Origin of the sequence: Candidatus Vallotiella hemipterorum (assembly GCF_910593725.1) — a bacterium.
Taxonomy (GTDB): domain Bacteria; phylum Pseudomonadota; class Gammaproteobacteria; order Burkholderiales; family Burkholderiaceae; genus Mycetohabitans; species Mycetohabitans hemipterorum.
Genome location: NZ_OU343031.1, coordinates 863,744 through 878,415 on the forward strand (window position 1 = coordinate 863,744; position 14,672 = coordinate 878,415).

At 41.4% G+C, this 14,672-nt stretch carries 10 protein-coding genes; 6 read left to right on the forward strand and 4 right to left on the reverse strand.

What is annotated here, in order from left to right; translation table 11 throughout:
- Positions 1 to 920: 920 nt before the first annotated feature.
- Positions 921 to 1,727, forward strand: coding sequence for a type I methionyl aminopeptidase (map, locus tag KW136_RS02955; protein ID WP_216797038.1), 807 nt, complete (start codon positions 921 to 923; stop codon positions 1,725 to 1,727).
- Between the two features lie 499 nt (positions 1,728 to 2,226).
- Here the strand turns inward: map and ligA are convergent, their stop codons facing one another.
- On the reverse strand, positions 2,227 to 4,260 hold the full coding sequence (gene ligA / locus KW136_RS02960) for an NAD-dependent DNA ligase LigA (RefSeq protein ID WP_246583206.1): 2,034 nt from the start codon (positions 4,258 to 4,260) through the stop codon (positions 2,227 to 2,229).
- Between the two features lie 573 nt (positions 4,261 to 4,833).
- On the opposite strand from ligA, the gene dapC reads away from it, so the two are divergent.
- The 5 genes from dapC (at position 4,834) to cls (ending at position 10,908) form a co-directional block, all read left to right on the forward strand.
- On the forward strand, positions 4,834 to 6,048 hold the full coding sequence (gene dapC, locus KW136_RS02965) for a succinyldiaminopimelate transaminase (RefSeq protein WP_216797040.1): 1,215 nt from the start codon (positions 4,834 to 4,836) through the stop codon (positions 6,046 to 6,048).
- A gap of 72 nt (positions 6,049 to 6,120) precedes the next feature.
- Positions 6,121 to 6,948: a 2,3,4,5-tetrahydropyridine-2,6-dicarboxylate N-succinyltransferase gene (gene dapD / locus KW136_RS02970; protein WP_216797041.1), complete on the forward strand. Its 828-nt coding sequence runs from the start codon at positions 6,121 to 6,123 to the stop codon at positions 6,946 to 6,948.
- Between the two features lie 186 nt (positions 6,949 to 7,134).
- Positions 7,135 to 8,274 (forward strand): succinyl-diaminopimelate desuccinylase, encoded by a 1,140-nt coding sequence (gene dapE, locus KW136_RS02975; protein ID WP_216797043.1) that lies wholly within the window; start codon positions 7,135 to 7,137, stop codon positions 8,272 to 8,274.
- 105 nt (positions 8,275 to 8,379) lie between these two features.
- Positions 8,380 to 9,273 (forward strand): 50S ribosomal protein L3 N(5)-glutamine methyltransferase, encoded by an 894-nt coding sequence (prmB, locus tag KW136_RS02980; RefSeq protein WP_216797045.1) that lies wholly within the window; start codon positions 8,380 to 8,382, stop codon positions 9,271 to 9,273.
- Positions 9,274 to 9,462: 189 nt separating this feature from the next.
- On the forward strand, positions 9,463 to 10,908 hold the full coding sequence (cls, locus tag KW136_RS02985) for a cardiolipin synthase (RefSeq protein WP_216797047.1): 1,446 nt from the start codon (positions 9,463 to 9,465) through the stop codon (positions 10,906 to 10,908).
- A gap of 827 nt (positions 10,909 to 11,735) precedes the next feature.
- On the opposite strand, the gene KW136_RS02990 is transcribed toward cls, so the two are convergent.
- From KW136_RS02990 to rlmB, 3 genes are all read right to left on the reverse strand, one after another.
- Complete coding sequence (locus tag KW136_RS02990; RefSeq protein ID WP_216797049.1) at positions 11,736 to 12,215, reverse strand: glutathione peroxidase; 480 nt, start codon at positions 12,213 to 12,215, stop codon at positions 11,736 to 11,738.
- A gap of 280 nt (positions 12,216 to 12,495) precedes the next feature.
- Complete coding sequence (gene rpiA, locus KW136_RS02995; protein WP_216797051.1) at positions 12,496 to 13,209, reverse strand: ribose-5-phosphate isomerase RpiA; 714 nt, start codon at positions 13,207 to 13,209, stop codon at positions 12,496 to 12,498.
- A gap of 663 nt (positions 13,210 to 13,872) precedes the next feature.
- A complete protein-coding gene (rlmB, locus tag KW136_RS03000) occupies positions 13,873 to 14,619 on the reverse strand; it encodes a 23S rRNA (guanosine(2251)-2'-O)-methyltransferase RlmB (RefSeq protein WP_216797052.1) in 747 nt (248 codons plus the stop codon).
- Positions 14,620 to 14,672 lie beyond the last annotated feature (53 nt).

The following is a 14,672-nucleotide window of genomic DNA, read 5'->3' on the forward strand; positions in this document are numbered from 1 at the left end:
CTATCTTTAAGCAAATCCGCTTATTCAACCGCATCTCATGCAGACAGGTAACCCTAGAGAACTTAATATTTTTATCATATTAAACGCGCTTAGTTGGCAAATATATAGGAAACTATATAATATTAGTTAATACAAGTTTTTTACTCTCAACTATATCCAATCATTTTAGATACAGATTATTGTTTATTTAAAATTTTTATAGAGCATTCAGCCCGAAGCCTCTAAAAATTATGCAAATAATACCCATTTTTGAAAGAGGTTATTAGAATATTAAGAGTGAGTGTGGCAATCTGCTTCACTAACTCCAGAACGTCGGGGGCATGTAGATTTATTAAGATTTTATTATCCTGACGTTAGTCCCTTCATGTCATGAGCATAATTAGTTCGCCTTTAACAAAGCTCACTTGCTTTTCTTTCTCAAAACAGGGAGTATTAGTTGTATATTTACAATAGCACTATTACTAAATAGTATGCGATCGAATATTATAATTATCCCAGGTACTAGATCACGCTCACATTATATATTCGAGTAGCTTGCTAAATTAACTTTTTACCTCTTATTAAGTTACGCTATATATAAAAAATGCACTATCACCAAAACTAAAGACAGCGATTAAAATATAAATAAATATTTTCTAGAAAGCTTATGAGGTTATGTATATATGAGGACGGAGATGAGAAAATATGGGGGAATTAGTAACCCGCAGTAATATTTTTTCTAAAAACTATTACTTATATCTAATATATCTATTGTACTGCTCTTTGATATCTCATTGGATGATATTTGCGTCGCGGAATTGCTTAACATCTGAAATTATTTTTAGATCACGGCATAATTATTACATATAGAAGCATTTATTTCCGAACAGTATAGATGCGATAATGCGGAATTACTGCGTGCTTTTTCCTAGCATATACTTATGACTGTTATAATTAAGAACGAACACGATATCTCAAAAATGCGTATTGTATGCCGTCTTGCAAGCGAGGTGCTTGATTACATTACGCCTTTTATTAAACCCGGCATCACTACTGGTGAGTTAGATACACTCTGTCATGAGTACATGATTAATGAGCAGAATACAGTTCCTGCGCCGCTTAACTACCAACCGTTTGGCTATCCACCATATCCAAAATCAACCTGCATCTCTGTTAATGATGTAATTTGCCACGGCATCCCTGGCGATAAAAAATTGAAAAATAACGACACGCTAAACATCGATATTACAGTCATAAAAGACGGTTACTTTGGCGATACAAGTCGAATGTTTATTGTTAACTCAGGATCAATTTTAGGCAAGAGGCTTGTACAAATTACTTACGAATGTATGTGGCTGGGCATTGAGCAGGTGCGGCCTGGCGCGCATCTTGGCGATATTGGGTACGCAATTCAGAGTCACGCCGAGGCACATGGCTACAGCATCGTGCGCGAATATTGCGGCCATGGAATCGGCAACATGTTTCATGAGGAACCGCAAATTCTGCACTACGGCCGTTCTGGTACAGGTATGCAAATGCAGCCGGGTATGATATTTACGATCGAGCCTATGATTAATGCGGGGTCCTGCGAGATTAGAACGATGCCAGACCAATGGACTATTAAAACGCGAGATCATAGTTTATCTGCGCAATGGGAACATACGGTATTAGTAACGAAGACTGGCTACGAAGTACTTACCGTTTCGGCTAACACGCCAGCTAAGCCAATTATTACCATAACCGATTAAGTCTTAGCTCACTAAAGCTAAGCAACTCCCGCGTAGCGATGACATCTATTTGACATTATGCATTATATAAAAAATTATAAACATTACGCGGAGGTCTGTTTATCAAACTAGACTTAATAAAAATATGAAAAATCACTAACCAGGGACTGGAAAGATTATTTTTTAAACAAGCGATATATACAAGCTTCAGTGTGTACTGAATTCTAGTATTCATATCTTTTCTTATAACGATGAACCTTCTAAACATATACAGGCTAATATCGAGAGATGTATTAGACTGAAATCATAAGATTGCTTAGTTGGGGCTTGAGAAAGAAGGGTCACAAACAAGCACAGGGTAGCACCTGACGTTTACTAGAACATTACAAAATGCAGTATTGCACTATAAGAGAAATTATCGACCTCTCTTCTAAGAGAAAATATAAACTGCGTTAGTGCCAGCGTGCCTTATACACTTCAGTTGTAACTGATAGTACAGAGTTGTTAATCCCGTGATTGTCTACGAACTTTCTAAAAGCCTACGCATCCCTTCTTCGTTCACGATCGAAATACCTAACTTCTCGGCTCTCATGAGCTTTTTACCGGCTTTAGCGCCAGCCACTACATAATTTGTTTTCTTCGATACCGACGCTGCAACTTTTATGCTGGCTGCTTCTAGCATTTCCTGAGCCATCTTACGGGATAGGGTTGGCAGTGTACCAGTTAGTACTACTGTTATACCAGTAAGAGACCTAGCCGGTTTGTGGAGCGCTATCGGCTTTTCGGGCCACCGTACACCAGCCGATCGCAGTTTCTCAATTACCATCCGATTATGCGGTTCCAAGAAGAAATAGTGGATTGCCTTTGCGACTACTGGGCCAACATCGTTAACCTCAAGCAGCATTTCCTCGCTAGCACCCATTAACGCATCGAGCGAGCCGAAATGCTGGGCCAGTGTTTTTGCGGTCCCCTCTCCAACATGTCGGATACCCAGCGCATAGATAAACCGTGATAACGTAGTCTGTCGCGCACGCACCAAAGAGTCAATCAGCTTCTGCGCTGATTTATCCGCGAAACGACTTAATTTTACTAGGCTAGTAAAAGCTAAGTTAAACAGGTCTGCGGGCGTATGGATTAAATTCTGCTCAACTAATTGAGTAATAATTCTCTTACCAATGCCATCGATATTAAGCGCTTGTCGCTGTGCGAAATGCCATAACGCCCGCTTACGCTGAGCATCGCAGATTAATCCGCCTATACATCTCGCAACCGCCTTATCCGGTTGGTGTTCGATTGCAGAACTGCAAACTGGGCAGTGGGTTGGCATCGTGAAAGGTTTTGCATCAGCTGGTCGGTATTCCTTAAGAGCGCCTATTACTTCTGGAATAACGTCTCCAGCGCGCCGAACGATAACAATATCCCCGATCAGGATATTCTTGCGCAGTACTTCTCCTGCATTGTGTAGGGTCGCATTAGTTATGGTGACACCACCTACAAAAACTGGCTTGAGCCGAGCAACTGGCGTGATAGCGCCGGTACGGCCCACCTGCACCTCGATCTCTAGTAACTGGGTTAGAGCTTCCTGAGCTGGAAACTTATGCGCCAAAGCAAAACGTGGCGCACGGGAAACGAAACCAAGTTTTTCTTGCTCATCACGCCGGTTGACTTTATAGACGACACCATCGATGTCATACGGCAACGACAAGCGTCGCGCATTTATACTTCGAAGGAATGTAAGTAGGCTTGCTGCGCCACGAACAACTGCCCGATCTAGGCTCACTGGTAAGCCCATGCTCGCGCACCAGTCAAGCAGTGCTGAATGGGTGTCCGGTATTGGAAAGCCCTCTAGTATACCGATACCATATACGAAAAATGACAACGGACGCTTCGCACTAATCCTAGAATCAAGCTGCCGAAGACTACCAGCAGCCGCATTTCGTGGATTCGAGAATTCGCGCTGCCCCGCCTCGCGCTGCTGTTTGTTGAGTTGTTCAAAATCAAGTTTGAACATCAGCACTTCGCCTCGTATATCAATAAGCCTTGGGACCGCGTCGCCGCTAAGTATCAGTGGTACTGACCTAATAGTTCTTACATTCGCCGTTACGTCTTCTCCAGTTATTCCATCACCACGTGTTGATGCTCTAACAAAATGGCCATACTCATAGCGTAAGGAGACTGCCAGACCATCGAACTTTAGCTCGCACGCATATTCAATATCATTGTGCCTTAATACATCACTAACACGCTTATCAAACGCAGTAACATCACCATCCTCAAACCCATTATTCAGTGATAGCATCGGCACGTCGTGAATAACTGGAGAAAAACCTTCAGCAACCGCTCCTCCGATACGTTGTGTGGGCGAAGTTGGAGTCATAAGCTCTGGATAATTTGCCTCAATTTTCTCGAGTTCCTTAAAGAACTTATCATATTCTGCATCGGGGATCTCAGGTTGATCGAGAACGTAGTATGCGTGATTAGCACTAGCAATCTTGTTACGCAGCCAGGCAGCGCGCGCAGCTGGGGGGTGGTAAGCAATTCTTGGAAACATCATGAGCAACATGAAAATCGATTGTTTATAGTAAAATTGTCACTGGAAGCCAAGACTTTGTATCTATGTGCAGATGCTATTTATTAGCGACTATTGCACGCACAACGGAACCTTAAACCTGAGACTTGCTAGTCGTTCTCTGAGGGGCAGTTCTAAATGCGCCATTACAGCTCTCGACATAAACGATTAATAGCGTATAAGTTTAGTTGACTTAACTACGGCTAGAAGCCTACTTACCTTTGAATTTTCCTTAACCGCTGCCGCTACTAATTGGCGTTGCTCTGCTATATTTCTTTCGGCTCTTTGTTTTAAATTATTTCGTTTACGCCCTACTTTTTTCGAGAGTAGGGAAGCTCTAAAATATTCCTTTTGTTGTAGCAATATTATTCAATATGCTAGACCCACCAGGTCTAGTGAACTAACTAATAATGGAATTGTAAGTGCGAGTATGATAAAATCATCATCAATAATCCTTCGCTCAACCTAGGCGCTGTGTGCATCAATGTGGTGGCATGCCGTCTTCCCTAAACATGTCGGACTGATGTCTATGCTCGGTGTTGCTAAAAAGGTCTACCAGTGAATACGCGACTCGACCTTCTGCAACCATATCCTTTTGAAAAGCTACGTACGCTATTCAACGGTGTGGCACCTTCTATGGCATACACGCCAATTAACTTCGGAATCGGCGAGCCAAAGCATCCTACTCCAGAACTGATTTGCGAGGCTGTACGCACTGCTCTCGATGGATTAGCTCTATATCCATCGACCTCTGGAACATTGCCGTTGCGGCACGCGATTGCATCATGGCTGAGGCGACGATATAAATTACCATCAGTAGACCCGGCCACTGATGTATTGCCAGTATCTGGCTCACGTGAAGCGCTATTTGCGTTTGCACAAACGGTTATCGACTCAAGCTATAGAAGTACCGAAGGATTTCGGCCAGTTGTCTTATGCCCGAATCCAGGATATCAAATATACGAGGGTGCAGCACTCCTTGCTGGCGCGCAACCATACTACATAAATAGCGATCCGGCGCGCCATTATATATGCGATTATAGCACAGTGCCAGACGATATCTGGGCACGTACGCAGCTGCTATATGTATGTTCACCGGGTAATCCTACCGGGGCCGTTCTAGACCTAGAAGATTGGCGGGATATCTTCGCGTTATCCGATCGTTTCGGTTTCATAATTGCCTCAGACGAATGCTATTCAGAAATCTACTTCGACGAATGTAATCCACCGCTTGGTGGGCTACAAGCCGCTAATACACTAGGCCGTAGCTTTAAACGTATTATAATGTTTTCAAGCTTATCTAAGCGCTCAAATGTTCCTGGAATGCGATCCGGGTTCGTCGCCGGAGATGCATCTCTTTTAAAGAGCTTCCTTTTATTTCGTACTTATCACGGTTCGGCATTAAGCCCCGTTTACCAGGCCGCAAGCATTGCTGCGTGGGAAGATGAGCAGCACGTATTCGATAACCGTCAGTGGTACGCCGAAAAATTCAATATTATTACTCCAATGCTAGAAAAAGTATTGGATATTACAATTCCCGATGCAGGTTTTTACCTATGGATGCGCGTTTCATGTACTGGGTTAGATGACTGCACATTCGCACAGCGCTTATACGCTGACTATAATGTCACCGTTCTACCAGGCTCATATCTCGCTCGAACTGCGCATGGCACCAACCCAGGGTCCGACTATATCAGAATTGCACTAGTTTTGAATAGACTAGAATGTATAGAAGGTGCACGCCGGATTGTAGAATTTTGCCGGAGCTTATAACGTGCCAAGCAATACTTAAAATGCATGTATAAGCATTGTATTAATCTTAACTACATTCGAAATTATTAATCTATGTCGAAAGCATTGCAGGAAATTATCAATACTGCCTGGGAAGAGCGCACTCAGTTATTTCCGAAGTCTGTCCCTACTAATATCCGTCAGGCTATTACGTACGTCATTAGCGAGCTAGATCGAGGTATTCTGCGCATAGCAGAAAAAAGAAAAGGCACGTGGATTGTTAACCAATGGCTTAAAAAGGCAGTACTACTATCGTTCCGGATCGAAGAGAATATTCCCATGGCTGCTGGCGGCTACTCGCAGTTTTATGACAAGGTGCCATCTAAGTTCGAGAACTACACGCCGGAAGATTTCATTAATGGAGGCTTTCGTGTTGTTCCGCCTGGAATCGTACGCCGGGGATCGTATATCGGGAAGAACGTTGTCTTAATGCCGTCGTATACGAATATCGGTGCATATGTAGATGAAGGTACAATGGTGGATACCTGGGCTACTGTGGGTTCATGCGCGCAGATCGGAAAAAATGTTCACTTGTCTGGGGGAGTGGGTATTGGCGGCGTACTCGAGCCGCTACAGGCCAATCCAGTAATTATTGAAGACAACTGCTTTATTGGCGCGCGCTCCGAGATAGTTGAGGGCGTAATCGTCGAGGAGAACTCAGTAATCTCCATGGGCGTTTATTTAGGTCAGAGCACAAAAATTTATAATCGTGAGACTCGAGAAGTTATTTATGGCCGTGTGCCAGCGGGATCGGTTGTGGTAGCCGGCAACCTGCCGTCACCTAACGGTGAATACAGCTTATACTGCGCTGTAATCGTTAAGCAAGTCGATGCTAAAACTCGAGCCAAGGTTGGCATTAACGAGCTTCTACGGGGAGACTAAATGGCTGTGAGAAAGCTCCCTCGTAAAAATAAGGTCGATTGTAGAAAAAAAGCAACCATCTGATTGAGGTTTTATCAAATACCCCCTTTAAATAGTATTACGACATGTAGTGCGTTATTGCAGCTAATAGCGGCATCAAGGCAGTCACCTTTCTGCTGAATTAAGTATTAAACTATCTTCCCATCTATGAGCCGTACGCTAGCCCTGGCTGAATCTTTGATCAGCCGTGCGTCTGTTACACCTGAGGACAAAGGCTGCCAGACACTGATAATAGAGCGCCTAGTAGCGCTCGGATTCAACTGCACAATTCTTGCCGAAAGCGGTGTTACTAACCTTTGGGCACTTAAGCGTGGCGCTCACGGCCAGGCGGGTAAGCTGCTAGCCTTTGCTGGTCATACTGATGTAGTGCCGGCAGGGCCTATGGAGCACTGGAGCACTAATCCATTTGTTCCTATGCGGCGTGATGGCCGTTTGTACGGACGTGGTGCAGCTGATATGAAGTCCTCGCTAGCTGCTTTTATCGTTGCGGTCGAGGAATTTGTCTCAGCTCATTCGGAGCATTCCGGCTCCATTGGATTTTTAATCACTAGCGATGAAGAAGGGCCGGCACGATATGGAACCATCAAGATAGTTGAGTGGCTTGAAGCGCGAGGAGATCGCTTAGACTACTGCGTGGTCGGCGAGCCAACTTCTGGTGAGCGATTCGGTGACACGCTAAAAAATGGTCGACGTGGTTCGCTGTCTGGCGTGTTAACTGTGCGTGGTATACAGGGTCATGTAGCATACCCACACTTAGCTAAAAATCCAGTACATCTTCTTGCGCCGGCTCTCACCGACCTTGTACGCGTAACTTGGGATCAAGGAAATGAGTACTTTCCTCCAACTACATGGCAGGTATCAAAACTGCATGCTGGAACTAGCGTAACTAATATGATTCCAGGAAGTGTAAACGTGGGCTTCAACTTCCGTTTTTCAACGGCAACGTTACCCGACGAATTGAAGACGCGAACGCATGCGATTCTTGATACGCACGGACTAGAGTATGAGTTAACTTGGCACTTAAGCGGCATGCCGTTCCTGACACCACGTGGTGAACTATCTAGTGCTCTCGAACAGGCGATCGAAGCTGAAACTGGTATATGCCCTACTCTTTCTACGACTGGTGGCACCTCTGATGGCCGCTTTATTACTCGGATTTGCAGGCAAGTTATTGAGTTTGGACCGTGTAATGCCTCAATCCATAAGGTAGATGAATATATTGAATTATCTCATCTTGAGCCTCTAAAAAACGTATATCGAGGGGTGCTAGAGCGCCTGATTGCGTAATATATGATAGGTTACATTATAGCCTACTGGTAAATTTTGATATTAGCCTTTACAGTAATCCTATATGGGTCTAATCACTACCAGTTAAAGCCCATCGTTATTTCTATGAACCATTCTTTTTCTACTGTCCGAGACTTGTTTCGTTATGCGGTCACTCGCTTTAATCAGGCCCAGCTAGTATTTGGACAAGGTAACGTAGATGCTTATGATGAAGCCGCATACCTAGTGCTTCATACTCTTCACTTGCCATTAGATACACTAGATCCATTCCTTGAGGCTCATCTACTACAGGACGAAATTAGAGCGGTATTTGATATTATCGAGCGTCGCGTCACGCATCGGTTGCCAGCAGCTTATCTAACACACGAGGCTTGGTTACACGGCTATCACTTTTATGTTGATGAGCGAGTTATTATTCCACGCTCACTAATTAGTGAATTACTGATCAAGCGATTATTTCCATCGATCGACATGCCAGATAAACTAAGTGCAGTGCTCGAGTTATGCACTGGGTCTGGTTGCCTTGCGATTATGTCAGCCCACGCATTCCCCTACGCTGAGATCGATGCGGTTGACTTGTCAGCGCAGGCGCTGCAGGTAGCACAAAAAAATATTGATGACTACAACTTGAATAAGAGAGTGATGCTTTTCGAGGGTGACTTGTTTGAACCACTACCCCAGCGCCAGTATGATTTGATTATTACTAATCCACCATATGTTAACGACGAATCAATGAAGCTCTTGCCCGTCGAGTACTGCCACGAACCACGGATTGCACTTGCTGGTGGCGGCGATGGTATGAACATCATTCGCCGGATCGTCAGCGAAGCGCACAACTGGCTAACTAACAGCGGCATTCTAATCATTGAAATCGGAAACGAGCAGCATCATTTACAAGCTGTATTCAATGGCTTACCGATGACGTGGCTTCCAACCAATGCCGGAAACAATAGTGTCTTATTACTGCATGCAGCAGATCTGCCGTGTAAAAAACACTAAATATAATAAGCAACGTCATTATTGTGATACATCACTGCTATACTAATAATCCAGTGAAGCACTATGCGTTCCAATATATGCAGCGGATTGCTGTACACGTTGCAATTAATACTGCTAAAAGTGTCATGACGGGTAAGGTAAAACCATATGGCGCACGATGCGAGCTGTTATTAGCTCTCTTTTTCTAGCATGCAACTAGATTGGCTCCACTGCGGTACATTAGTAGTTTGTGCGCATGTACTCGGCATTATTGCCGCTTGCCATGCAATCCTCCACACGCGTACGTCTCAGGGTGCAATCGCGTGGGTTGTTTCCCTGATCGGAGTACCATACCTAACACTAGTTCCGTATCTCTTCCTTGGGCGTAGTCGTTTTAAAGGTTATATCGACGCACGACGCCTTGAGTATGAGGCGATCCGAGAACTACGTTTAGATCTAGTCGGCAATATTAGTACGCAAACTGACGTACTAAACAACGCTCCAGTTCACCAGCTTGGCATACAAACTATCACTGCACTGTCTTCACTGACACGTATGTCATTTTCGACCGGTAACCACGTACGAACTCTTATTAACGGCGAAGCAACATTTTCGGCAATTTTCGATACAATCAATGCGGCACGTTATTACGTACTTGTCCAATCTTTTATTATTCGTGCTGATATAGTCGGCGACATGCTGCGTGATGTACTGCTGGCTAAAGCGGCACAAGGGGTTCGGGTACACTTGCTATATGATAGCATTGGCAGTATAGACTTACCGGTAGCTTACCTAAGTGCTTTACGTGCCGGGAGCGTAGAGGTACATGCCTTCACTACTAATCGATGTTTTGTTAACCGTTTCCAACTTAATTTTCGTAATCACCGAAAAATTGTCATCGTCGATGGTGAATATGCATTTATTGGAGGACATAATATTGGTATCGAATACTTGGGTGGCAAACCATCATTATCGCCATGGCGTGATACGCATATTGAAGTTCGTGGGCCCGTTGTAAAGCAAATCGAATTTGTATTTGTTGAGGATTGGTTTTGGGCTACTCAACGGCTGCCTGATACTACGTCATCTATTCGCCCGTGCGATGGCAATATGCATTGCCAAGTTATCGCTAGCGGTCCAGCTGACCGACAAGAAACATGCCTGCTATTCTTTGTCGAATCTATTCATGCGGCACGCGAGCGGATTTGGATTACTAGCCCTTACTTAATACCCGATGAGGCCGTATTCGCTGCTCTTAGACTAGCTGTAATGCGCGGCGTTGACGTGCGCGTGCTTATTCCAGCGCGTCGAGATCATATTGTAGTTTTTGAGGCTTCCAGATTATATGCATATGATATGGTACATGCTGGCATCCAAATCTTCTGCTATCGGCCAGGCTTCCTGCATCAAAAGGTTATTCTCATCGATTCTGTCGCCGCCGCAATCGGCAGTGCTAACCTTGATAATCGATCATTTCGACTAAACTTTGAGATTATGTTATTGATTGTTGATTCAATATTTGCTGCGGAAGTTTCTTCTATGCTCGAAGCTGATTTCGCATTATCCGATCCGGTTCGGGCTAATGAGTACGAACAAACTCCAGCATGGAGACGTATGGCAATGCATGTTGCACGGCTGTTCTCACCTATTCTATAATAGGTGTGCTATAGATTAAAGATTGTGAGCGTTATGCCCGATACTAAAAAAATTAAGTATATACGCTCTAGTATAGAATTTACCCGGCAAGAAATTTTTGTAGTTTCTTTCTAATCATACTACGAACTCTAGCACCCCCCCTAAAAAACGGAATAATATATCAAAGCGTTTGATTATAGCTAGATTGTCACACTAAAAAGTTTTTATGTAAACAATATATATACTATTATTAATATTTATATTAACCACCTATTATATAATAGAAATTATATTATTAATAATTACAAAAATAGTGTTTTAGCTTAAAACTAATCCTAAAACCTTTCTATTAATGACGGCTATACAAGTAGCTATTAGTTCTAAGATATTTAATCTAACAGAAAAAATAATTTAATTAATTTCCTATTGTGCTAGAGTCAAAAAATTTTTGTATATTATAAGAACAATAATACGAAAGTAAAAACAAATTTACTGTGATAAAAGGCAAAAGCAAGTATAAGGTATTTTAAATACTTACTGAGTCTAAATAAATAATACGGTAAAGTAAGAAACTTTTATATCATATAAGTACTACTACTATCAAATGCTTGATCTCTTAATTAAAAATAAGATTATTATACGCTATATAGAAATATCGGTATCTAAATAATATTTTTTTAATAATAGACTAGATATTCAGCTACTCTATAAATTTTATTAAAAAATAAATTTACATTTTTATTAACTACTAGTTAATAACTAAAGTCTTAAATTTTAAGTACTTGCTTATTTCCGAGGGAATTGTATGGCATATTAAAAATATACAAGATGTTAGTTATCTCTCTACCTTAGAGAAACTTCTCAATGTCTGGCGCAATTAAGCTAGGCCTAGTAATAGGCGCATAGCGTTTAACCGGCTGGCCTTCACGGGTAATTAAAAACTTAGTGAAATTCCACTTAATTGCTTTAATACCAAGAATACCAGGTACCTTTCTTGTTAGATAGTAGTATAGCGGGTGCGCATAAATACCGTTTACATTGATCTTGTTAAACACGGGAAATTTTACTTTACTATTTGTATAGCAGCATTTCTCAATCTGAGTCGCAGTACGCAGCTCTTGTTTGCCAAACTGGTTACATGGAAAGTCCAAGATCTCTAGGCCGCATGCCGCATATTGTTTGTACAAAATTTGTAACTCCTTGTACTGGGATGCAAAATGACATGCACTAGCAGTATTAACAATTAATAGAACCTTACCACGGTAGCGCTCTAACATAATGTCTTCGCCCCCGAGCAATTGGGCGGAAAATAAATAAATATTATTCACCTAGACTTTTTGAAAAATTAAAGTTAAGACATACAAGGTAAATACCTCTAGTATAGAGTACTTACTATTACTCTAAATATGTTATATGTATAAAGCGAGTATAGTTCAAATAAATAATGTGGACTAGATTATAATATTAAGATAAAAATCAGGCATATAAATAAAATTTATAACGCACTAAAATAGCAGTATGCTAGCTACAGCAAGTATTACTATGCTAAACGTCTAATTAATAACTGGAACTAAGTAAATTAATAAAGAAAACGCTGAAGAAAGTTAGTTAAAGGAGAGATAAATGGTTCTTCTCATAATCAATGCGCTGCACACCATATTTAGTGCCAAGCAGGCATAAGTTAGCACTAAGCATAGAAAATAGGCCAATAGTTACAACTCCAGGCCATTGATTTAGACTGCGTTCTAGCATAATAGGATCTTCAATAACTAGGTTATAAATATCAAGAATCTCATTACCATTGTCAGTAATAAATGGCTTGCCATTATGCATCAGACGTAGCATTGGTATACCAGTAGTTAATCTAGTAATACGCCGTGCGAGTGCTATACGTGCCATTGGGATTACTTCAATTGGTAATGGAAATTTACCTAGTACTGGCACGAGCTTACTTTTATCTGCAATACATACAAATATATCAGCCTCCGCTGCAATAATTTTTTCTCGTGTTAATGCACCACCACCGCCTTTGATCATTGCGCCATGTGGATTAATTTCATCTGCACCATCCACATAAATGGGTAACGACTCAAGACTGCCTAATTCAAATACTTGAAACTTATGTGATATTAAATGATATGTCGTTGCAATAGAGCTCGATATAGCTCCACGATATCGGTCCCGCTTTTTACTAAGCGCATCGATAAAGTAATTCACAGTTGATCCAGTACCAACACCGATTGTTGCACCTTCCGGTACTTGTGTATTCACATAATCAGCCGCTACTTGGCCAACAAGTTTCTTAATTTCTTCTTGAGTCATCTAGAATATACGGCACGAAAGTTCAAGATAGTGAAACTAGGTAGTTGTTTATATTACTTAGTTTAAGCTAACTTATTTAAAGTAAATAAGATCTTTAATTTAATATATATTACATTTATAATGTTATTATTTACCACCGTTTAAAGTAATTATTTTTAATATAAACTTAATTTTCTAATTTTAAGAGAATTAAAGAATTTATTTTATTCAAATTTTAACTAATTATATAATAAGCGAACAGAACTTAATGTAATTATTACCTATATATACTAAATATTTTTCTAATTTTTTAAAATTTACAGCCTTCTCGCAGGAAGAAGCTATTTTTATTTTTAATAAAAAACACGTTTATATTTGTTTGTTAAGTCACGGTCAACTCGACAATATTAAACTGGCATTTTGATCATTCGTAAACATAAAGTATTCTATTAAAATAGTCGGGATAGATTATTTTTAAGGTAGTTTATTGGGCAATGTATCTCTTGCTATTGTCAGTAGTTCTACTAAGAAGAGTACGAATTATACCGATAATAAGCTAGAGCCTATTGCTTACTCTATTACTCTAAAATAGAGGTGTATTTAACTGCTTTTTAATGCTCTAAAACCATAGAAATAGCACTTATTTTATATTAAATTATTTTAAGGGCAGAGTTATATAACTCACTAATTTTTAGTGTTTATTCTCTGCCTCACTGCCTCAAATAGGCAAATACCGCTAGCAACTGATACATTTAAGCTGCTTACTCTGCCCATCATCGGAATATATATTAAGTCATCGCAAGTTTCACGAGTTAACCTACGCATACCCTCTCCTTCTGAACCCATAATTAGCGCAATCGAACCACTAAGTTCCGTAGCGTATAAGCTGTTCTGAGCATCAGCAGCAGTACCAATCACCCAAACGCCAGCATCCTTTAATTCACGTAGTGAACGAGCGAGATTAGTAACTGTAATGTACGGCATAGTCTCACTTGCACCACTAGCGACCTTTGCCGCAATTGAATTGAGGCTTGCCGAATGATCTCGTGGTGCTATGACTGCTTGTGCGCCAGCTGCATCAGCTACACGTAGGCATGCTCCAAGGTTATTTGGATCGGTAACCCTATCTAGTACTAGTAGTAGCGCAGGTCTAAGTAGCGTGTTTAGCAGATCAGTTAGATTTTGTACACGCAGAAAATCTGTGGCGCGCGCAACGACACCTTGATGTTTTTTAGTACCGGCTAGGCTGTATAGCCGCTCATCATTTACGTCAATTAACCGAATGCTATATGATTGCACTGTTTGTAGAAAGTCCCGCATACGGCGGTCGCGCCTTGTCGGGTTATATAGAATTTCTTTTATGCTTAAAGGGCTGCAACGTAGCCGCGCAGTAATTGCGTGGAATCCATATAAAACCTTAAAATGTGTCATAAAGACAACTTCTAAGAAAGTAGAACACAAGTAATCTATAGTTTTTTTGCTTC